At 69.3% G+C, this 20,300-nt stretch carries 15 protein-coding genes and 1 pseudogene; 8 read left to right on the top strand and 8 right to left on the bottom strand.

Going from position 1 to position 20,300, the window contains the following annotated elements; all coding sequences use genetic code 11:
• Positions 1-44: 44 nt before the first annotated feature.
• Genes AB0I52_RS24860 through AB0I52_RS24850 form a run of 3 tightly spaced genes read left to right on the top strand, consistent with a single transcriptional unit; the run spans position 45 to position 3,657 of the window.
• Positions 45-1,085: a sugar ABC transporter substrate-binding protein gene (locus tag AB0I52_RS24860; RefSeq protein WP_363076036.1), complete on the top strand. Its 1,041-nt coding sequence runs from the start codon at positions 45-47 to the stop codon at positions 1,083-1,085.
• A 2-nt stretch (positions 1,086-1,087) separates the two neighbouring features.
• Positions 1,088-2,608 (top strand): sugar ABC transporter ATP-binding protein, encoded by a 1,521-nt coding sequence (locus AB0I52_RS24855; RefSeq protein ID WP_363076034.1) that lies wholly within the window; start codon positions 1,088-1,090, stop codon positions 2,606-2,608.
• The gene (locus tag AB0I52_RS24850) at positions 2,605-3,657 is read left to right on the top strand and encodes an ABC transporter permease (RefSeq protein ID WP_363076032.1); all 1,053 of its coding nucleotides are present in this window, start codon (positions 2,605-2,607) and stop codon (positions 3,655-3,657) included. Before AB0I52_RS24855 ends, AB0I52_RS24850 begins: the two co-directional genes overlap by 4 nt.
• A 100-nt stretch (positions 3,658-3,757) precedes the next feature.
• On the opposite strand, the gene AB0I52_RS24845 is transcribed toward AB0I52_RS24850, so the two are convergent.
• The 5 genes from AB0I52_RS24845 to AB0I52_RS24825 form a co-directional block, all read right to left on the bottom strand.
• On the bottom strand, positions 3,758-4,429 hold the full coding sequence (locus AB0I52_RS24845; protein WP_363076030.1) for a FadR/GntR family transcriptional regulator: 672 nt from the start codon (positions 4,427-4,429) through the stop codon (positions 3,758-3,760).
• A 208-nt stretch (positions 4,430-4,637) separates the two neighbouring features.
• Positions 4,638-6,251, bottom strand: coding sequence for a glycerol-3-phosphate dehydrogenase/oxidase (locus AB0I52_RS24840; RefSeq protein ID WP_363076028.1), 1,614 nt, complete (start codon positions 6,249-6,251; stop codon positions 4,638-4,640).
• Between the two features lie 5 nt (positions 6,252-6,256).
• On the bottom strand, positions 6,257-7,807 hold the full coding sequence (gene glpK / locus AB0I52_RS24835; RefSeq protein WP_363076026.1) for a glycerol kinase GlpK: 1,551 nt from the start codon (positions 7,805-7,807) through the stop codon (positions 6,257-6,259).
• Between the two features lie 58 nt (positions 7,808-7,865).
• Positions 7,866-8,657 carry an MIP/aquaporin family protein gene (locus AB0I52_RS24830; RefSeq protein ID WP_363076024.1) on the bottom strand — a complete coding sequence of 264 codons (792 nt, stop codon included), beginning with the start codon at positions 8,655-8,657 and terminating at the stop codon, positions 7,866-7,868.
• Positions 8,658-8,940: 283 nt separating this feature from the next.
• Positions 8,941-9,705, bottom strand: a complete 765-nt coding sequence (locus AB0I52_RS24825; protein WP_363076022.1) for an IclR family transcriptional regulator — start codon at positions 9,703-9,705, stop codon at positions 8,941-8,943.
• A 240-nt stretch (positions 9,706-9,945) separates the two neighbouring features.
• On the opposite strand from AB0I52_RS24825, the gene metH reads away from it, so the two are divergent.
• The 3 genes from metH to AB0I52_RS24810 all read left to right on the top strand — a co-directional run bounded on the left by metH (position 9,946) and on the right by AB0I52_RS24810 (position 16,256).
• On the top strand, positions 9,946-13,458 hold the full coding sequence (gene metH / locus AB0I52_RS24820; RefSeq protein ID WP_363076020.1) for a methionine synthase: 3,513 nt from the start codon (positions 9,946-9,948) through the stop codon (positions 13,456-13,458).
• Between the two features lie 120 nt (positions 13,459-13,578).
• Positions 13,579-14,280 (top strand): HAD family phosphatase, encoded by a 702-nt coding sequence (locus AB0I52_RS24815; protein ID WP_363076018.1) that lies wholly within the window; start codon positions 13,579-13,581, stop codon positions 14,278-14,280.
• Between the two features lie 377 nt (positions 14,281-14,657).
• Complete coding sequence (locus AB0I52_RS24810; RefSeq protein ID WP_363076016.1) at positions 14,658-16,256, top strand: ABC transporter substrate-binding protein; 1,599 nt, start codon at positions 14,658-14,660, stop codon at positions 16,254-16,256.
• 67 nt (positions 16,257-16,323) lie between these two features.
• On the opposite strand, the gene AB0I52_RS24805 is transcribed toward AB0I52_RS24810, so the two are convergent.
• The gene (locus AB0I52_RS24805; RefSeq protein ID WP_363030406.1) at positions 16,324-16,995 is read right to left on the bottom strand and encodes a response regulator transcription factor; all 672 of its coding nucleotides are present in this window, start codon (positions 16,993-16,995) and stop codon (positions 16,324-16,326) included.
• A 9-nt stretch (positions 16,996-17,004) separates the two neighbouring features.
• Positions 17,005-17,850, bottom strand: a complete 846-nt coding sequence (locus AB0I52_RS24800) for a PD-(D/E)XK nuclease family protein (protein ID WP_363076014.1) — start codon at positions 17,848-17,850, stop codon at positions 17,005-17,007.
• A gap of 171 nt (positions 17,851-18,021) precedes the next feature.
• On the opposite strand from AB0I52_RS24800, the gene AB0I52_RS24795 reads away from it, so the two are divergent.
• Together AB0I52_RS24795 and AB0I52_RS24790 are read left to right on the top strand one after the other, a co-directional pair.
• Positions 18,022-19,272 carry a site-2 protease family protein gene (locus AB0I52_RS24795; RefSeq protein WP_363076148.1) on the top strand — a complete coding sequence of 417 codons (1,251 nt, stop codon included), beginning with the start codon at positions 18,022-18,024 and terminating at the stop codon, positions 19,270-19,272.
• 60 nt (positions 19,273-19,332) lie between these two features.
• The gene (locus AB0I52_RS24790) at positions 19,333-20,220 is read left to right on the top strand and encodes a tRNA (adenine-N1)-methyltransferase (RefSeq protein WP_363076012.1); all 888 of its coding nucleotides are present in this window, start codon (positions 19,333-19,335) and stop codon (positions 20,218-20,220) included.
• On the opposite strand, the pseudogene AB0I52_RS24785 reads toward AB0I52_RS24790, so the two are convergent.
• Positions 20,213-20,300 (bottom strand): annotated as a pseudogene (locus AB0I52_RS24785) (NAD-binding protein); the annotation flags it as partial. The gene AB0I52_RS24790 and the pseudogene AB0I52_RS24785 overlap by 8 nt on opposite strands.

The following is a 20,300-nucleotide window of genomic DNA, read 5'->3' as shown; positions in this document are numbered from 1 at the left end:
CATCAGATCTCCGAGCCGGTACTCCACAAAGGAACGGGACACCAATGAGAGTGCGTACGACGAGTGCGGCGGCCTGCGCCGTACTGCTGGCCGTCACTGCCCTCGCGGGCTGCAACCGCGAATCATCGGACGACGGTGCGGGTGGCGGGAAGGTCGGTATCGACCTGCCGCGCAGCGACAGCGACTTCTGGAACTCCTACCAGAACTACGTTCAGAAGGGGATCAAGGGCGGCGAGGTCAAGGCGTTGCCGCTGACCAACTCGCAGAACGACATCGGCAAGCTGGTCGCCAACGTCCAGACCTTCACCGACCAGGGTGCCAAGGCCGTGGTGATGGCTCCTCAGGACACCGGCGCGGTGGCCGAGTCGCTCAACACCCTGAACGAGAAGAAGATCCCGGTCATCAGCGTGGACACCCGCCCGGACAAGGGCAACATCTACATGGTGGTGCGCGCCGACAACAAGGCGTACGGCACCAACGCCTGCAAGTACCTCGGCGAGCAGCTGAAGGGCAAGGGCAAGGTCGTCGAGTTCCAGGGCGACCTGTCCTCGATCAACGGCCGCGACCGGTCCCAGGCCTTCAAGGCCTGCATGGACAAGGACTTCCCGGACATCAAGGTGTTCGAGCTCGCCACCGAATGGAAGGGCGACGTCGCCTCCGCGAAGCTCCAGTCGACGCTGGCCGCCCACCCCGACATCAACGGCATCTACATGCAGGCCGGCGGTGTCTTCCTGCAGCCGACCCTCGCGCTCCTGGAGCAGAAGAAGCTGCTGAAGCCGGCCGGTTCGCCGGGCCACATCACCATCATCTCCAACGACGGCATCCCGGAGGAGTTCGACGCCATCAAGGCCGGGAAGATCGACGCGACGATCTCCCAGCCCGCCGACCTGTACGCGAAGTACGCGCTGTACTACGCGAAGGCGGCGCTGGACGGGAAGACCTTCAAGGAGGGCCCGACCGACCACGACTCCAACATCATCAAGATCCCCAACGGCTTCGAGGACCAGCTCCCCGCGCCGCTGGTGACCAAGGACAACGTCGACGACCCGAAGCTGTGGGCCAATCAGCTGGAGAAGAAGAGCTAGCTATGGACCAGGCACCACCACCTGCCGTACAGGCGGAAGGCGTCGTCAAACGCTTCGGACCGACCGTCGCGCTCGACGGGGTGCAGCTCACCGTGCAACCCGGTGAGTCGCACGCCCTCGTCGGCCGCAACGGCGCGGGCAAGTCGACCCTGGTCAGTGTGCTGACCGGACTCCACAGGGCGGACGCGGGCACGGTCACCTTCGGCGGGGAGCCCGCGCCCGCCTTCGGGGACACCACGGCATGGCAGTCGAAGGTCGCCTGCGTCTACCAGAAGTCCATGGTCGTCCCCGATCTGACCGTCGCCGAGAACCTCTTCCTCAACCGGTTCGACGACAACGCGCGCTGGATCAGCTGGGGGAGGCTGCGCAAGCGCGCGGAGCAGCTCCTCGCCGACTACGGCGTGCAGGTCGACCCGAACACCCGGGCGCGCGATCTCGCCGTCGAGCAGCGGCAGTTCGTCGAGATCGCCCGCGCGCTGTCCTTCGGCGCCCGGCTGATCATCCTCGACGAGCCGACCGCCCAGCTCGACGCCCGGGGCATCGGGCGGCTCTTCGACAAGCTCCGGGAACTGCAGAGCCAGGGAGTGGCATTCCTCTTCATCTCCCACCACCTTCAGGAGGTGTACGAGCTCTGCACGGCGGTCACCGTCTACCGCGACGCCCGCCACGTCCTGACCGCCCCGGTGGCGGACGTGGCGAAGACGGATCTGGTGGCGGCCATGACGGGCGAGAAGTCCGGCGGCGCCGTCGCCTGGCACGCGGCCGGCACCGCCACGCCGCCCGACGCGTCGGCGGAGCCCGTCCTGCGCACCGAGGGGCTCACCCTGGAGGGCAGGTTCGAGCCGCTGGACCTCCAGGTGCGGCCCGGCGAGGTGCTCGGCCTGGCCGGCTCCGCGGCCAGCGGCAACACCGCGCTGGGCGAGGTCCTGGCGGGCATGCGCAAGGCGGGCAGCGGCACGGTCCGGGTGCACGGCGAGGCCGTGCGCCCGGGGAGCGTGCCGCACGCGCTGGCCGCCGGGATCGGCTACATCCCGGAGGACCGGCACGACCAGGGCCTCGTCCTGCAGCGCAGCGTCGCCGAGAACGCCACCCTCACGGTCACCGACCAGCTCGGACCGTGGGGGACCGTACTGCCCTCCCGTACGCGGGAGTTCGCCCGGGGCATGATCGACTCGCTGGACATCAAGACCCAGGGCTCCGAACAGCCCGTCTCCGGGCTCTCCGGCGGCAACCAGCAGAAGGTGGTGGTCGCCCGCGCGCTGGCCCGCAAGCCCAGCGTGCTGGTGGCGGTGCGGCCCACCGCGGGGGTGGACGTCAAGTCCAAGGACTCGCTCCTCGGGGTCGTCCGGCGGGTCGCCGACGAGGGCAATGCCGCGGTCGTCGTCTCGGACGAGCTGGACGACCTGCGGGTCTGCGACCGGGTGCTCGCTCTGTTCCACGGGCGAGTGGTCGCCACGTTCGCAAGCGGGTGGACCGACGGGGAACTCGTCGCCGCCATGGAAGGTGTGGGGGAAAGGGAATGACCGGCACGATACGGCCGTCCACGGCCGACGACATCAACGGGGGACCGAAGGGCGGACTCGGCGACAACAGCCCGCTGAGCCGGCTCAAGCTGATCCGGTGGAGCGACTTCTCCCTGGTGCCGGTGATCCTGGTGCTGATGGTGATCGGCTTCATCGTCTCGCCGGTCTTCCTCACCTCGGACAACCTGATCAGCGTCGTCCAGCAGTCCTCCGAGCTCAGCCTGCTGGTCCTGGGCCAGGCGCTGATCCTGATCTGCGGGCGGATGGACCTGTCGCTGGAGTCGACGATCGGTATCGCGCCCGTCGTCGCCATGTGGCTGGTGCTGCCCGGCGACGACGGCCGCTTCGCCGGCCTGGGAGTGCTCCCCACCTGGATGGCGATTCCGCTCTGCCTGCTGGTGGGCCTCGTCATCGGCGCGATCAACGGCTTCCTGATGCTGAAGCTGCGGGTCAACGGCTTCATCGCCACGCTCGGCATGCTGACCATGCTGCGTGGACTCCACATCGGCATCACCGAGGGCAAGTCCATCACCGATGTCCCGGAGTCCTTCCGCTACCTGGGCAAGAGCCAGTGGTTCGGCGTTCCGGCCGCGGTCTGGATCTGCCTGGTGCTCTTCGCGATCGGCGGCGCGGCGCTGGCCTGGCTCCGGCACGGACGCTCGCTGTACGCGATCGGCGGCAACCCGGAAGCGGCGCGCGCCGCGGGTATCCGGGTCGACCGGGTCACCTGGATCGTGCTCGCCATCGGCGGTCTGCTGGCGGCCTTCGCGGGCATCCTCTACACCGGCCACTACGGCGCGGTCGCCGCGACGCAGGGCAACGGCTGGATCTTCCAGGTGTTCGCCGCGGCGGTGATCGGCGGCATCAGCCTCAAGGGCGGGCGCGGCACCCTGTTCGGTGCGCTGACCGGCGTACTGACGCTTCAGCTGGTGGTCAACGTGATGACCCTCGGCGGCGTCCCGGCCCTCTGGAACCAGTTCCTCAACGGCGCGATCATCATCGTCGCACTGGTCATCTCCCGCTTCGCGAGCGGTGAGAAGCAGGACTGAGCGGTACAGGCTCAAAAGAACGCCGGCGGGGCTGAATTCTCTTCAGCCCCGCCGGCGTTTGGGGTGCGGGACGGAGCCCCGGTTCACCCCGCGCCCGTGGCTACAGCGTCGACCGCAGCCACTGCTCCACGCTGGCCACATGCACCGTCGCCCAGGACCGCGCGGCCTCCGCGTCGCGGTCCCGCAGCGCCGACACGATCGCCCGGTGCTCGTGCAGCGTGCGGCTCACCGCGTCCTCCTGGGTGAGACCGCGCCAGACCCGGGCCCGCGTCGTCGGCCCCGAAAGACCGTCGAGCAGCGAGCAGAGCACCGAGTTGCCGGACGACTGGACGATGCCGCGGTGGAACTCCAGATCGCAGGCCACCAGCTCCTCGACCGAGGGGCGGCTGCCCAGGGCGTCCAGCTGGGAGCTCAGCAGATCCAGCTGCTCCTCGGTGATCCGGCTCGCCGCCATCGCGGTCGCGGCCGGCTCCAGGATCCGGCGGACCGCCAGGAACTCCAGCACCGTGTCGTCGCGGTGGAAGTCCACCACGAAGCTCAGCGCCTCCAGCAGCAACTGCGGATCCAGACTGGTGACATACGTGCCGTCGCCCTGCCGCACGTCGAGAATCCGCATCAGCGACAGGGCGCGCACCGCCTCCCGCAGCGAGTTGCGGGACAGGCCGAGCTCCGCGGCGAGTTCGCTCTCCTTGGGGAGACGATCGCCGGGCCGTAGCGCACCCGAGACGATCATTCCCTTGATCTTCTCGATGGCCTCGTCAGTGACAGCCATGGGCGACCTCCAGACATCCGATGTATCGCCCCATTATGCGTCCCTGGAGGCGGCCGGTGCGCCCTTCGGGGCAACCTGTGCGACGACGGTCCCACGAGTCGGGGCGTTTCGACCGGTTCCGTACGGCGGAGTCCGAAAGCGTCCGCGGTCGCCGGTACGTACGGGAGGGGGCGGCGTCCATGGATGGACACCGCCCCCTCCCGGCGCGTCAGCTCCTGCGGTCGCCGAGCACCGACTCGACGCCGGCCCGGATCTCGTCCGTGGCCAGACCCCGGATCGTCAGCGTCGTCCGGCGCCGCAGCACGTCGTCCGCCGTCTCGGCCCACTCGTGGTCGCGGGCGTAGGCGACCTGTGCCCAGATCTCCGGCGCGTCCGGGTGGATGCGCTCGGCGAGCGCCGGGTTCTCGTTGGCCAGCCGGGCGATGTCGAAGGACAGCGAGCCGTAGTGCGTGGCCAGGTGCCGTGCCGTGTCGGCGGACATCCGCGGTCCGGGAGTGCCCCCGTCGACCAGCAGCCGGTGTGCGACCGCGTTCGGGTTGGCGATACCCGGCAGCGGGAGCTTCTTCGGCAGCCGGGCCATCGGCTCCATGTCCTCGGCCAGTGGGTGACCGGGGAGCGCGGCCAGCTTGTTCATCACCGTGCGGCCGATGTGGCGGAACGTCGTCCACTTGCCGCCCGCCACCGACAGCATCCCGCCGCGGCCCTCCGTCACGACCGTCTCGCGCTTCGCCTTGGAGGTGCCGCCGGGACCGCCGGGCAGCACCCGCAGACCTGCGAAGGAGTACGTGATCAGATCGCGCGACAGCTGCTGGTCCCGGACCGAGAACGCCGCCTCGTCCAGGATCTGCGCGGTGTCCTTCTCGGTGACCGCGACATCCGCCGGATCGCCCTCGTACTCCTCGTCCGTCGTGCCGAGCAGCAGCATGTCCTCCCACGGCAGGGCGAACGTGATCCGGTACTTGTCGATCGGGGTGGCGAGCGCCGCCTTCCACGGGCTGGTGCGCTTGAGCACGAGGTGCGCGCCCTTGGAGAGACGTATCGAGGGCGCCGCGTCCGGGTTCTCCATCTTCCGCAGGTGGTCGACCCACGGCCCGGTGGCGTTGAGCACCAGCCGGGCGTTGATCCCGAACTCCGTGCCGTCCACGGAATCCCGCAGCTCGGCACCGGTCACCCGGCCCCTGGTGAAGCGGAGCCCGGTCACGGCGGCGTGGTTGAGCACGGCGGCGCCCGCCTCGACGGCCGCACGGACCGTCATCAGCGCCATCCGCGCGTCGTTCATCTGGTCGTCGCCGTAGACCGCGACGGCCTTCAGGTTGTCGGTACGCAGCTCCGGCACATCGCGCTGCGCCTTCGCCGGGCTGATCACGTGGCCCACGCCGTCACCGAAGGCGGAGAGCGCCGAGTACGCGAACACGCCCGCGCCGAGCTTGGCCGCGCCGTGCGGCCCGCCCTTGTAGACCGGCAGGTAGAAGGTGAGCGGGTTGGCGAGGTGCGGTGCGACCTGACGGGACACCGCACGCCGCTCGAAGTGGTTCTCCGCCACCAGCTTCACCGCGCCGGTCTGCAGGTAGCGCAGACCGCCGTGGAGCAGCTTGGAGGAGGCGGAGGAGGTGGCGCCGGCGAAGTCGCCGGCGTCCACCAGGGCCACCCGCAGCCCGGACTGCGCGGCGTGCCAGGCGGTGGAGATGCCCAGGATGCCGCCGCCGATCACCAGGAGGTCGTACGTCGCCTTGGAAAGCTGCTCCCGGGTCTCGGCGCGGCTCGGAAGGGAGCCGGAGGCCGGATGCGTCCCGAGGGCGGGGACGCTCTGCAGGGTGGTCATGTTCTCTACTCCTCGGCAGTGCTGTCGTCGAGCCAGCCCATGGAGCGTTCCACAGCCTTGAGCCAGCTCTTGTACTCGCGGTCGCGGGTGTCCGCGTCCATGCGGGGGGTCCACTCGGCGGCCCGGCGCCAGTTGGCGCGCAGCGCGTCGGTGTCCGGCCAGAAGCCGACGGCCAGGCCGGCGGCGTAGGCGGCGCCGAGGCAGGTGGTCTCGGCGACCATGGGCCGCACCACGGGTGCGTCCAGGAAGTCGGCGAGCGTCTGCATCAGCAGGTTGTTGGAGGTCATGCCGCCGTCGACCTTGAGCGCGGTCAGCTCGACGCCGGAGTCCTTGGTCATGGCGTCGCTGATCTCGCGGGTCTGCCAGGCGGTGGCCTCCAGCACGGCACGGGCGATGTGCGCCTTGGTGACGTAGCGGGTGAGACCGGCGATGACGCCGCGGGCGTCGGGGCGCCAGTACGGGGCGAACAGGCCGGAGAAGGCGGGCACGAAGTACGCGCCGCCGTTGTCCTCGACCGACGAGGCCAGGGTCTCGATCTCGGCCGCGGACTGGATCAGGCCCATCTGGTCGCGCATCCACTGCACCAGCGAACCGGTGACGGCGATCGACCCCTCCAGGGCGTAGACCGGCTTCTGCTCGCCGATCTGGTAGCCGACCGTGGTCAGCAGCCCGTTGTAGGAGTTGACGGGCGTCTCGCCGGTGTTCAGCAGCATGAAGGTGCCGGTGCCGTACGTGGACTTGGCCTCGCCCTCGGCGAAACACGTCTGGCCGAACAGCGCGGCCTGCTGGTCACCGAGCGCGGAGGCGACCGGGACCCCGTCGAGCACGCCGCCCTTGGCATGGCCGTAGACCTCGGCCGAGGACCGGATCTCGGGGAGCACCGCGGCCGGGATGCCGATGGACGCGAGGATCTTGTCGTCCCACGCCATGTTGTGCAGGTTCATCAGGAGCGTGCGCGAGGCGTTGGTGACGTCGGTGACGTGCACGCCGCCCTCGGTGCCGCCGGTCAGGTTCCAGATGATCCAGGAGTCCATGGTGCCGAAGAGGATGTCGCCGCGCTCGGCGCGCTCGCGCAGACCCTCGACGTTGTCGAGCAGCCAGCGGACCTTGGGCCCGGCGAAGTACGAGGCGAGCGGCAGCCCGGTCTCGCGGCGGAAGCGGTCCTGGCCCACGTTGCGGCCGAGCTCCTTGCAGAGCGCGTCGGTGCGGGTGTCCTGCCAGACGAGGGCGTTGTGGACGGGCTCACCGGTGTGCTTGTCCCACATCAGCGTGGTCTCGCGCTGGTTGGTGATGCCGATCGCCTTCACGTCGGCGGCGGTGATGCCGGCCTTGACGATGGCGCCCGCCACGACCTCCTGGACGTTCTCCCAGATCTCGGTCGCGTTGTGCTCGACCCAGCCCGGTTTCGGGAAGATCTGCTCGTGCTCCTTCTGGTCGACGGAGACGATCCGGCCGTCCTTGTCGAAGACGATGCAACGGCTGGAGGTGGTGCCCTGGTCGATGGCCGCGATGAACGGCCCGGTGCCGTGGGTGCCGGTGGTGGGTGTGTCGGTCACGGTGTGCTCTCCCGGAAGGTCTGTGAGGTCTTGGGGTTACGGCGCGGGGCTCTGCGGCTCAGGCGAACGCGAGGTTGTAGAGCCCGCCCGCGAGCGCGCCGCCGATGAGGGGGCCGACGACCGGGATCCAGGCGTAGCCCCAGTCGGAGCCGCCCTTGTTCGGCAGCGGAAGCAGCGCGTGCACGATACGCGGGCCGAGGTCGCGAACCGGGTTGATCGCGTATCCCGTCGGGCCGCCGAGCGAGAGGCCGATGGCGACGACGACCAGGGCGGTGATCAGCGCGCCGAGCGTGCCGAGGCCGTTGCCGTTGTCGTTGAGGCCCTGGGTGAGGATCGCCAGGACGAGTACGACCGTGGCGATGACCTCGGTGACGACGTTCTGCACGACGTTGCGGATCTCCGGGCCCGTCGAGAAGATGCCGAGCACCGGTCCGGCCTTGGGGGCCGCCGCCCGGTCGACCATGCCCTCTTCACCCGTATGGGCCTTCAGGATCTCCGGATCCGTCAGATGCGCCCGGAACTGCCCGTAATAGGTCAGCCAGACCAGCACCGCGCCGATCATCGCGCCGAGGAGCTCGGAGGCGAGGTAGAGCGGTACGTCGCTCCACTTGGTGCCGCCCTCGATCGCCAGACCGATGGTGACGGCCGGGTTGAGATGCGCGCCGGACACACCGCCCGCCAGGTAAGCGCCGGTCAGGACCGCGAAACCCCACCCGAAGGTGATCGCGAGCCAGCCGGCGTTCTGTGCCTTCGAGTGCTTGAGAGTGACGGCGGCACAGACACCGGCGCCGAGCAGGATGAGCACGGCGGTACCTATGGTCTCGCCGATGAAGATGTCGGAGCTGGACACCCGCGACTCCTTTGTCCTTCGTCCAGGAAGCCGAACCCCGGGTCCCTCCGGTGGTCCGCGCCCTCAGGTGAGGGCGTTACCGGCCCTTCGCACTGTCACACCCTAACGCTTGTTTCCGTCAGGTGTTCGACAATGCCGACCGGTGAACGGCAGTGTTTCGCTCAGGTGAATGGGGCGTCAAGGGGTCTGTGGCCTACAACTCGATTGAGCCGCTCATCGCCGATGACTGCGTTGATTCCGTCCGGGGCCCGGACCGTCTGCCCGGCGGGCACCCGGCCGGCTCTCAGAAGCGCCTGGCGCCCAGATCCCGGGAGACCGCGCGGGCGCAGTCCCGTACCGCCGCGACGAGGTCGGGCCGCAGCTCGCCGCCCGCGCAGACCCGCTCCACCGCACCGGTCACGGCCACGGCGCCGACCGGCATCCGGCGCCGGTCGTGGATCGGGGCGGCCACCGCGGCGACGCCCTCCCAGGTCTCCTCCATGTCGTCCGCCCAGCCGCGCGCGCGGATCAGGTCGAGCATCGACTCGAACTCCTCCGGATCGGTGACGGTGCGGGGCGTGAAGGACTGCCGCTCGGACTCCATGGCCTCCGTGTGCGCCACCGGGTCGTGGGCCGCCAGCACCTTGCCCAGGGCCGTGGAGTGCAGCGGCTGCATGGCCCCGACCTCCAGGACCTGCCGGCTGTCGTCGGGCCGGAAGACGTGATGGACGATGAGGACGCCCTGCTGGTGCAGGACGCCCAGATGGGCGCTCTCACCGCTGGAACGGGCCAGGTCGTCCGTCCAGACCAGCGCGCGGGCCCGCAGCTCGTGGACGTCCAGATAGCTGTTGCCCAGGCGCAGCAGCTCGGCGCCGACCTGATAGCGGCCGGAGGCGGCGTCCTGCTCGACGAAGCCCTCGTGCTGGAGCGTGCGCAGGATGCCGTGCGCGGTGCCCTTGGCCAGACCCAGCGAGGAGGCGATGTCGGAGAGTCCCAGTCGCCGCTCGCCGCCCGCCAGCAGCCGCAGCATCGCGGCCGCCCGCTCCAGCGACTGGATGTTCTTGGCCATCGCGCCGTACTCCTCCACTGTGGTTCGACAATGCTGAACAGTATCGGTCCATGCCGACCCATGCTCCATCGCAGGGGAATTCTGCGGCACCCCGCCCGGCCCGGACAGCCCCCTGAAAAACATGCAGTCCGATTCGTGGGACAGAGTGACGGTCAGGGGCGCCGCCCGGCTACCCTGGCCGGGTGCGCCTTCCGCCGAAGCCGCAAAGCCGACAGCCGTCGCATCCCAGGGAGTACATCCATGGCCTCGTCGCCTACCCCTTCCGCTGACAGCCGGACCCGATCCGCAGCCCTCCGTGAAGCGCTCGCCACTCGTGTGGTGGTGGCTGATGGTGCGATGGGCACCATGCTTCAGGCGCAGGACCCGACTCTTGAGGATTTCGAGAACCTTGAGGGCTGCAATGAGGTCTTGAACCTGACCCGCCCGGACATCGTGCGTCGCGTGCATGAGGAGTACTTCGCGGTCGGTGTGGACTGCGTGGAGACGAACACTTTCGGTGCCAACTCGGCGGCGCTCGGTGAGTACGACATTCCTGAGCGGGTCCACGAGCTGTCGGAGTCCGGTGCGCGGATCGCCCGTGAGGTGGCGGACGAGTTCACGGTGTCGACCGGGCAGCAGCGTTGGGTGCTGGGTTCCATGGGGCCCGGGACGAAGCTGCCGACGCTCGGTCACGCCCCGTATGTGAAGCTTCGCGACGGATTCCAGCAGAACGCCGAGGGGCTGATCGCGGGTGGCGCGGACGCGCTGATCGTGGAGACGACGCAGGACCTCCTGCAGACGAAGGCCGGCATCCTGGGCGCGCGGCGTGCGCTGGAGGCCCTGGGCAGCGACCTGCCGCTGCTGGTCTCGCTGGCGTTCGAGACGACCGGGACGATGCTCCTCGGCTCGGAGATCGGCGCCGCGCTGACGGCCCTGGAGCCGCTCGGCGTCGACATGATCGGCCTGAACTGCTCGACCGGACCGGCCGAGATGAGCGAGCACCTGCGCTATCTCGCACGGCATTCCCGCATCCCGCTGCTCTGTATGCCCAATGCGGGCCTGCCGGTCCTGACCAAGGACGGCGCGCACTTCCCGCTCGGTCCCGAGGGGTTGGCGGACGCCCAGGAGACGTTCGTCCGGGAGTACGGGCTGTCGCTGGTGGGCGGCTGCTGCGGTACGACTCCGGAGCATCTGCGCCAGGTCGTCGACCGGGTCCGGGGCTCCGCCCTCACGACCCGAGACCCACGCCCCGAGCCGGGCGCCGCGTCGCTTTACCAGACGGTGCCGTTCCGCCAGGACACCTCGTACCTCGCGATCGGTGAGCGGACCAATGCCAACGGGTCCAGGAAGTTCCGCGAGGCCATGCTGGAAGCCCGCTGGGACGACTGCGTGGAGATGGCGCGTGACCAGATCCGTGAGGGCGCGCACATGCTCGACCTCTGCGTCGACTACGTGGGCCGCGACGGGGTCGCCGACATGGAGGAGCTGGCCGGCCGCTTCGCCACCGCCTCGACCCTGCCGATCGTGCTGGACTCCACCGAGCTGCCCGTGCTGCGGGCCGGGCTGGAGAAGCTCGGCGGGCGCGCGGTCCTCAACTCGGTGAACTACGAGGACGGTGACGGGCCCGAGTCGCGGTTCGTGCAGGTCACCCGGCTGGCCGCCGAGCACGGTGCCGCGTTGATCGCGCTGACCATCGACGAGGAGGGCCAGGCCCGCACCGTCGAGCACAAGGTTGCTATCGCGGAGCGTCTCATCGAGGACATGACCGGCAACTGGGGCATCCAGGAGTCGGACATCCTCATCGACTGCCTGACCTTCACCATCTGCACCGGCCAGGAGGAGTCGCGGGGCGACGGCATCGCGACGATCGGGGCGATCCGCGAGCTGAAGAAGCGCCACCCCGACGTCCAGACCACGCTCGGACTGTCGAACATCTCCTTCGGCCTCAACCCGGCCGCCCGGGTCGTGCTCAACTCCGTCTTCCTCGACGAGTGCGTGAAGGCGGGTCTCGACTCCGCCATCGTGCACGCGTCGAAGATCCTGCCGATCGCCCGGCTGGAGGAGGAGCAGGCGAAGGTCGCGCTCGATCTGATCTACGACCGCCGCTCCGAGGGCTACGACCCGCTGCAGAAGCTCATGGCGCTCTTCGACGGCGTCAACATGAAGTCGATGAAGGCGGGCAGGGCCGAGGAACTCCTCGCGCTGCCGCTCGACGAGCGCCTCCAGCGCCGCATCATCGACGGCGAGAAGAACGGCCTGGAGGCCGACCTCGACGAGGCGCTCCGGAGCCGCCCGGCCCTCGACATCGTCAACGACACCCTGCTGGAGGGCATGAAGGTCGTCGGTGAACTGTTCGGCTCGGGCCAGATGCAGCTGCCGTTCGTGCTCCAGTCCGCCGAGGTCATGAAGACAGCGGTGGCCCACCTGGAACCGCACATGGAGAAGTCGGACGCCGAGGGCAAGGGCACCATCGTCCTGGCCACCGTCCGCGGCGACGTCCACGACATCGGCAAGAACCTCGTCGACATCATCCTGTCCAACAACGGGTTCAACGTCGTCAACATCGGCATCAAGCAGCCCGTCTCCGCGATCCTGGACGCCGCCGAGGAGCACCGGGCCGACGTCATCGGGATGTCCGGCCTCCTGGTCAAGTCCACCGTGATCATGAAGGAGAACCTCCAGGAACTCAACCAGCGCAAGCTGGCCGCCGACTACCCCGTAATCCTCGGCGGCGCCGCCCTCACCCGCGCCTACGTGGAGCAGGACCTGCACGAAATCTACGAAGGCGAGGTCCGCTACGCCCGCGACGCCTTCGAGGGACTACGCCTGATGGACGCGCTCATCGCGGTCAAGCGCGGCGTCCCGGGCGCCACCCTGCCCGAGCTCAAGCAGCGCCGCGTGCCCAAGCGCGAGACCGCCGCACCCGAGCCCGAGGAGCCGGAGACGGGCGTCCGCTCCGACGTGGCCGTCGACAACCCGGTCCCCGCCCCGCCGTTCTGGGGCACCCGGGTCGTCAAGGGCATCCAGCTCAAGGAGTACGCCTCCTGGCTCGACGAGGGCGCCCTCTTCAAGGGTCAGTGGGGCCTCAAGCAGTCCCGCGCCGGCGGCGGACCGACGTACGAGGAACTGGCCGAGACCGAGGGCCGCCCGCACCTGCGCGGCTGGCTCGACAAGCTGCACACCGAGAACCTGCTGGAAGCCGCCGTCGTCTACGGCTACTTCCCCTGCGTCTCCAAGGGCGACGACCTGATCCTGCTGCACGAGGACGGCTCGGAGCGCACCCGCTTCACCTTCCCGCGCCAGCGCCGCGGCCGCCGCCTGTGCCTCGCGGACTTCTTCCGCCCGGAGGAGTCCGGCGAGACGGACGTGATCGGCCTCCAGATCGTCACCGTCGGCTCCAGGATCGGCGGCGAGACCGCCAAGCTCTTCGAGGCCAACGCCTACCGGGACTACCTGGAGCTGCACGGGCTCTCCGTCCAGCTGGCCGAGGCGCTCGCCGAGTACTGGCACGCCCGGGTCCGCTCGGAGCTGGGCTTCGCCGGCGAGGACCCGGCCGAGGTCGAGGACATGTTCGCGCTGAAGTACCGGGGCGCGCGCTTCTCCCTCGGCTACGGCGCCTGCCCGGACCTGGAGGACCGGGCGAAGATCGCCGACCTGCTCCAGCCCGAGCGGATCGGCGTGCACCTGTCCGAGGAGTTCCAGCTCCACCCGGAGCAGTCCACGGACGCCATCGTCATCCACCACCCCGAGGCCAAGTACTTCAACGCGCGGTAAGACGCCGTTCGACGCGTGGTAGCGGGACGAGTCGTACACTGGTCGGTCCAGTGCAGGCCGGTCGCCCTCCCTCCGGGGAAGGGTGGCCGGCCTTCTCGCCCCTCATGAAAGGTGTGCCGGATGACCAGTACGATTCCCGCGTCCTTGACCCGTACGGCCGAGGGCGCGGCCCTGCAGGCCGTGTTTCTCGACATGGACGGCACTCTGGTCGACACCGAGGGCTTCTGGTGGGACGTCGAGACGGAAGTCTTCGCGGACCTCGGGCACCGGCTGGACGAGGCGTGGCGGGAGGTGGTCGTCGGCGGACCGATGACCCGCAGCGCCGGGTACCTGATCGAATCCACCGGCGCCGACATCACGCTCCCCGAGCTGACCGAGCTGCTCAACGACCGCTTCGAGAAGCGCATCGGCCTCGGTGTGCCGCTGATGCCGGGCGCGGCCCGCCTGCTCGCCGAGCTGGGCAGGCACGAGATCCCCACCGCCCTGGTCTCGGCCTCGCACCGGCGGATCATCGACCGGGTGCTGGACTCCGTGGGCCACCACCACTTCGCGCTGACCGTCGCGGGCGACGAGGTCACCCGGACGAAACCGCACCCGGAGCCGTATCTCGCCGCCGCGAGCGGCTTCGGCGCCGACCCGAGGCTCTGCGCGGTCATCGAGGACACCGCGACCGGGGTGGCCGCGGCGGAGGCGGCCGGGTGCCGGGTGGTCGCCGTGCCGTCGGTGTCACCGATCGCACCCGCTGACGGCCGGGTCGTCGTGAGTTCTCTCGAAGAAGTCGACCTCGCATTTCTCAGAGGGCTGGTCACCGGAATGCGTTGAGTCGCATACCGGAGAGTACTTCTGTGAATGAATGGAAAAACTCTCGGCGTCGGAGCGTGCCTTTCCTGTCGTGCTGGCGTGTGCGCAAGTCGGTTTCACGCCAATACTCGAATGTGTTCGCCGAGTCGTTCGTCGAGTGACCTTCATCACCCTTTTGATCGTCTGTGTGTTCGGGGGATTCACTCGGCTGCCCTTTTTGGTGCACCCATGTGTCCCGGTTCATGAATCCCTGTACGAATCATTCTCGTACCCGGGAATTGGCTCGTCATGCGTTTTCGTCACCATCCGATTACGCGCCGGGAAGCACTGGTCCGGCATTGCCGACGGGGCCTACTAATGTCGTTTTCTCCACGACCGGGTGAGGGAGAACGTTCAGGATGAATCGCAAGACTCTGGTGCTGCCGGCCGTCGTCGGCCTGCTCGCGCCCGTGCTCGCCGCCTGCGGCGCGTCGGACGGTGGGAGCGTTGGCGGCGGCGCCATCGTTGTCGGCACCACGGACCAGTTCGTCGGCTCGAAGGACGCCCCCGCACCGCTCGACCCCGCCATCGGCTACGAGGCGGGCGTCTGGAACGTACTGCGGCAGACCGTGCAGACACTGATGCACGTCCCGCGCGGCGGCGGCCAGCCGGTGCCCGAGGCCGCCGAGAGCTGCGCCTTCACGGACACGAAGAACGAGAGCTACCGCTGCAAGCTGCGCGACGGCCTGGAATTCGCCGACGGCAGCGCGGTCACCGCCGAGGACGTCAAGTACTCCATCGACCGCGTCATCCGTATCAAGTCCATCAATGGGCCCGTCGCCCTGCTCGACAACATCGACACCGTCGAGACCAAGGGTGACCGTGAGGTCGTATTCCACCTCCGGACCTCGGACGCGACCTTCCCCTACAAGCTCGCCACCCCGCCCGCCGGAATAGTCCAGTCGGACAGATACCCGGCGACCTCCCCGCGCGAAGGATTCCAGGTGGACGGCTCCGGTCCGTACACGATGAGGCCGGAAGTGAAGAACGATCAGGTCGTAAAAGTCGTCTTCACGAAGAATCCCCGTTACAAAGGGGATCTCAAGGTGCACAACGACAGGGTCGAACTGGATCTCTTCCCCGACGCCACCGCCATGGGCAGGGCACTCGACGAGAAGAAGATCGACATGATGACCCGCACCATGTCGCCGAAGCAGTTGCAGAAGATGCTGGAGCACCCCAAGGACGGCATCAAGCTGACCGAGATGCCCGGCCTCGCCATCAGCTACCTCGGATTCGACACCGACGACCCCGCCGTGCGGAACAAGGCGGTCCGCCAGGCCATCGCCCAGGTCATCGACCGCGGCCGGATCGCGAGCGAGGCGTACGGCGCCACGGCCGAACCCCTGTACTCGCTGATCCCGTCCAGTATCGCCGGGCACACCAACTCGTTCTTCAACAAGTACGGCGAGCCCAGCACGGCCAAGGCCACCAAGATCCTCAAGGACGCCGGGATCCACACTCCGGTGAAGTTCACGCTGCACTACACGACCGACCACTACGGCGACGCCACCGCGACCGAGTTCCGGACACTGCGCAAGCAGCTCAACGACACCGGACTGTTCGACGTGACCGTCCAGGGCACCCCCTGGGCGAAGTACCGTGCGGCCGAACTGCGGGGCGAGTACGCCGTCTACGGCATGGGCTGGTTTCCCGACTTCCCGGACCCGGACAACTACACGGCGCCCTTCCTCGGCAGGAACAACTTCCTCAACTCGCCCTACAAGTCGGTCGCCGCCCAGGAGACGCTCATCCCGAAGTCCCGCCGCGAGGCCGACCGCAGTGCCGCCGCCAGGACCTTCGAGGAGCTCCAGGACATCGTCGCCGAGGACGTCCCGGTCCTCCCGGTCTGGCAGGGCAAGCAGTACGTCGCCTCCCGCGACGGCCTCACCGGTGTGCAGTGGGCGGTCAACTCCTCCGCCGACCTCCAGCTCTGGGAGCTGGGGCCTGTCCCGTAGTCCCTGGCAGGCGCCAGGAACCACGGGACAGCCCTTGGGCCGCGGTACGAGCTGAGCCCCGGCAGGGTCACTGGGCGCCGGGGCGCACCAGTCCGCTCTCATAGGCGTAGACGGCCGCCTGCACCCGGTCGCGCAGCCCCAGCTTCGTCAGGACGTGCCCCACATGCGTCTTGACCGTCGTCTCGCTGACGAACAGATCGGCGGCGATCTCCGCATTCGACAGACCACGCGCCACCAGCTTCAGAACCTCCACCTCGCGGTCCGTCAGTGTGTTCAGCGTGTCCGGCACCGGCTCCTCGCCGGACGGCAGATGATCCGCGTACTTGTCCAGCAGCCGGCGCGTGATACTCGGAGCGAGCATCGCCTCGCCGCCCGCGACCACCCGGATCGCCTGCACCAGCTCATTGGCGGGGGCGTCCTTCAGCAGGAAGCCGCTCGCACCGGCACGCAGCGCCTCCACCACGTACTCGTCGAGATCGAACGTGGTGAGCACCAGCACCTTCGCCGGACCGTCCCGGCCCGGACCGGTGATCTGACGCGTCGCCTCGACACCGTCCATCCGCGGCATCCGGATGTCCATCAGCACCACATCGGGCTGCAGCGCCCGCACCTGATCGAGAGCCTGGAGACCGTCACCGGCCTCGCCCACCACCGCGAGATCACCCTCCGCCTCCAGAATCATCCGGAAGCCGGTGCGCAGCAGCGGTTGGTCATCGACCAGCAGGACGCGGATTGCCACAGAATCTCCTCAAGGTCCTTCAAGGGCCACAGGCCGGCCGGCCTCAGCACGGACCGGGTCCATTCTGCCCTGGACGTCCTGCCCCGGCTCCGCCGGGCGTACCGACAGCGGATAGACCGGGGGAGTGCCACCGAATTCGGGACAGAGCGCCTGATGGTCGCACCAGCCGCACAACTTCGTCGGCCGCGGCCGCCACTCACCGGTCTCCGTGGCCAGCGAGATCGCCTCCCACAGGGCCAGAAGCTTGCGCTCCACCCGCTCCAGGTCCGCCACCACCGGGTCGTACGTCATCACGTCCCCGCTGCCGAGATAGACCAGCTGGAGCCTGCGCGGCACCACACCCTTCAGCCGCCAGATGACCAGCGCGTAGAACTTCATCTGGAACAGGGCGCCCTCCGCGTACTCCGGACGCGGCGCCTTCCCCGTCTTGTAGTCGACGATCCGGACATCGCCCGTCGGTGTCACGTCGATCCGGTCGATCACCCCGCGCAGCCGCAGCCCCGACTCCAGCTCCGTCTCGACGAACAGCTCCCGCTCGGCCGGCTCCAGCCGCGTCGGATCCTCCAGCGAGAACCAGCGCTCCACGAGCCGCTCCGCCTCCGACAGCCAGCGCGAGAGCCGCTCGCCCTGCGGATCCTCGGCGAACAGCTCCGACAGCTCCGGCTTCGACTCCAGCAGCCGGTCCCACTGCGCCGGGATCAGCGCCGTGGCCCGGCCGGGGGTCCGCTCCGTCGCCGGATTGTCGAAGAGCCGCTCCAGCACCGCATGGACCAGCGTCCCCCGGGTAGCCGCCTCACTGGGCTTCTGCGGCAGCTTGTCGATGACCCGGAAGCGGTACAGCAGGGGACACTGCATGAAGTCACTCGCCCGCGACGGGGAAAGGGACGAGGGCGGCTGAGGCGGCCGCGGCACTGAGGTCATGACGAAGACCCTACGACCCGCCACTGACAACAACCGGCATACCATCGACCACAGACCCCCGAACACTGCATGATCGTGCCGGACGGCACCGACCGAAGGGACCTCGTGGACGAGAGCGGCAACAGCGGGCGGCCGCAGCCCGGCGCCGGGGGAACTGACCCCGGCACCGGCCCCGGCAAGGGCAAACCGGGGCGCCGCGAAGAGCCCGGAGGCGGCATCCTCATGGGCCGCCCCTTCGGGGTGCCGGTCTACGTCGCACCGAGCTGGTTCCTCGTCGCGGCCCTGATCACCTGGGTCTTCGGCGGCCAGCTCGACCGGGTCCTGCCCGGCCTGGGCGCGGCACGCTACCTCGTCGCGCTCTTCTTCGCCATCGCCTTCTACGCCTCCGTGCTCGTCCACGAACTCGCACACACCGTGGTCGCGCTGCACTACAAGCTCCCGGTGCGCCGCATCCAGCTCCAGTTCTTCGGCGGCGTCTCCGAGATCGAGAAGGAATCCGAGACCCCCGGCCGCGAATTCGTCCTCGCCTTCGTCGGCCCGCTGCTCTCCCTCGTCCTGGCCGGCGTCTTCTACATCCCGCTGAACTTCGTCGAGCGCGGCACCGTCCCCGGCGTCCTCCTCGGCGGGCTGATGATCTCCAACCTCATCGTCGCCGTCTTCAACCTGCTGCCCGGCCTCCCGCTCGACGGCGGCCGGATGCTCCGCGCCGTCGTCTGGAAGATCACCGGCCGCCCGATGAGCGGCACCGTCGCCGCCGCCTGGGTCGGCCGCGCCCTGGCCGTCATCACCCTCGTCGGCCTTCCCCTCCTCACCCGGACCGGGTCGTTCGGGAACAAGACCGACCACCTCGGCGGCATGGACACCGTCATCGACGCCCTGCTCGCCGCGGTCCTCGCCGCCATCATCTGGACCGGAGCCGGCAACAGCCTGCGCATGGCCCGGCTGCGTGAGCACCTCCCCGACCTGCGCGCCCGCGCCCTCACTCGGCGCGCCGTACCGGTCGAGGCGGCCACCCCGCTCTCCGAGGCGCTGCGCCGGGCCAACGAGGCGGGCGCCCGCGCCCTCGTCGTCGTCGACGGAAACGGCGACCCCAAGGCCGTCGTCCGCGAGGCCGCCATCGTCTCCGTCCCCGAACACCGCCGCCCCTGGGTCGCCGTCAGCGGCCTCGCCCAGGACCTCACCGACGGCATGAAGGTCCCCGCCGAGCTGGCCGGCGAAGCCCTCCTGGACCGGCTCAAGGCCAGCCCCGCCACCGAGTACCTCGTCGTCGAGGACACCGGCGAGATCTACGGGGTGCTGTCCACGGCCGACGTCGAGCGGGCGTTCGTCGCCGCCATGGCCAGGCCCGCCGCCTGAGCCCCGGGCCCTGTCCCGGCAGGCGGTCGGAGCGCACGGAAACACCGGTACGCTGGTCACATGTCTGAACCGACCGGTGCCGCCCGCCGACGTGGGCCCTTCAAAGTCGGGGACCAGGTCCAGCTCACCGATCCCAAGGGACGCCACTACACCTTCACGCTCGAAGCCGGAAAGAACTTCCACACCCACAAGGGTTCTTTCTCGCACGACGAGCTGATCGGTGCTCCCGAGGGCAGTGTTGTCCGTACCACGGGGAACGTCGTCTATCTCGCGCTGCGTCCCCTGCTCCCCGACTACGTCCTGTCCATGCCCCGCGGCGCCGCCGTGGTCTACCCCAAGGACGCGGGGCAGATCCTGGCCTTCGGCGACATCTTCCCCGGCGCCCGTGTCGTGGAGGCCGGCGTGGGATCCGGCGCCCTCTCCACCTTCCTGCTCCGCGCCATCGGCGAGCAGGGCATGCTGCACTCCTACGAGCGCCGCGAGGACTTCGCCGAGATCGCCCGGCAGAACGTCGAGCGCTACTTCGGCAGCCCGCACCCGGCCTGGGAACTCACCGTCGGTGACCTCCAGGACAACCTGACGGACACCGACGTCGACCGCGTCGTCCTGGACATGCTCGCGCCCTGGGAGTGCCTGGACGCCGTCTCCAAGGCGCTCGTCCCGGGCGGCATCCTCTGCGCGTACGTGGCGACCACCACCCAGCTCTCCCGGACGGTCGAGTCCATCCGGGAGATCGGCTGCTTCGCGGAACCGCAGCCCTGGGAGTCGATGATCCGCAACTGGCACGTCGAGGGTCTCGCCGTCCGCCCGGACCACCGGATGATCGGCCACACCGGCTTCCTCGTCACCGCCCGCCGGCTGGCCGACGGGGTCCAGGCCCCGCCGCGCCGCCGCCGCCCCTCCAAGGGGGCCTACGGCGACGACTACGACGGTCCGGGCCGACGGTGACCTCGCAGCCCGCGGCGCGGGCCGCGGTGGCGAACTCGGCGCCGATCCAGCCCGCGCCGACGACCACCACGGTGTGCCGC

Origin of the sequence: Streptomyces sp. NPDC050423 (genome assembly GCF_040655445.1) — a bacterium.
GTDB lineage: Bacteria > Actinomycetota > Actinomycetes > Streptomycetales > Streptomycetaceae > Streptomyces.
The sequence above is the reverse complement of the archived record's forward strand: the minus strand, read 5'-3'. Positions and strand labels throughout refer to the sequence as shown.

Coding starts and splice junctions, on each gene's coding strand:
- AB0I52_RS24860 (WP_363076036.1), top strand. CDS start 45: ATGAGAGTGCGTACGACGAGTGCGGCGGCCTGCGCCGTACTGCTGGCC.
- AB0I52_RS24855 (WP_363076034.1), top strand. CDS start 1,088: ATGGACCAGGCACCACCACCTGCCGTACAGGCGGAAGGCGTCGTCAAA.
- AB0I52_RS24850 (WP_363076032.1), top strand. CDS start 2,605: ATGACCGGCACGATACGGCCGTCCACGGCCGACGACATCAACGGGGGA.
- AB0I52_RS24845 (WP_363076030.1), bottom strand. CDS start 4,429: ATGGCTGTCACTGACGAGGCCATCGAGAAGATCAAGGGAATGATCGTC.
- AB0I52_RS24840 (WP_363076028.1), bottom strand. CDS start 6,251: ATGACCACCCTGCAGAGCGTCCCCGCCCTCGGGACGCATCCGGCCTCC.
- AB0I52_RS24825 (WP_363076022.1), bottom strand. CDS start 9,705: ATGGCCAAGAACATCCAGTCGCTGGAGCGGGCGGCCGCGATGCTGCGG.
- metH (WP_363076020.1), top strand. CDS start 9,946: ATGGCCTCGTCGCCTACCCCTTCCGCTGACAGCCGGACCCGATCCGCA.
- AB0I52_RS24815 (WP_363076018.1), top strand. CDS start 13,579: ATGACCAGTACGATTCCCGCGTCCTTGACCCGTACGGCCGAGGGCGCG.
- AB0I52_RS24810 (WP_363076016.1), top strand. CDS start 14,658: ATGAATCGCAAGACTCTGGTGCTGCCGGCCGTCGTCGGCCTGCTCGCG.
- AB0I52_RS24800 (WP_363076014.1), bottom strand. CDS start 17,850: ATGCAGTGTCCCCTGCTGTACCGCTTCCGGGTCATCGACAAGCTGCCG.
- AB0I52_RS24790 (WP_363076012.1), top strand. CDS start 19,333: ATGTCTGAACCGACCGGTGCCGCCCGCCGACGTGGGCCCTTCAAAGTC.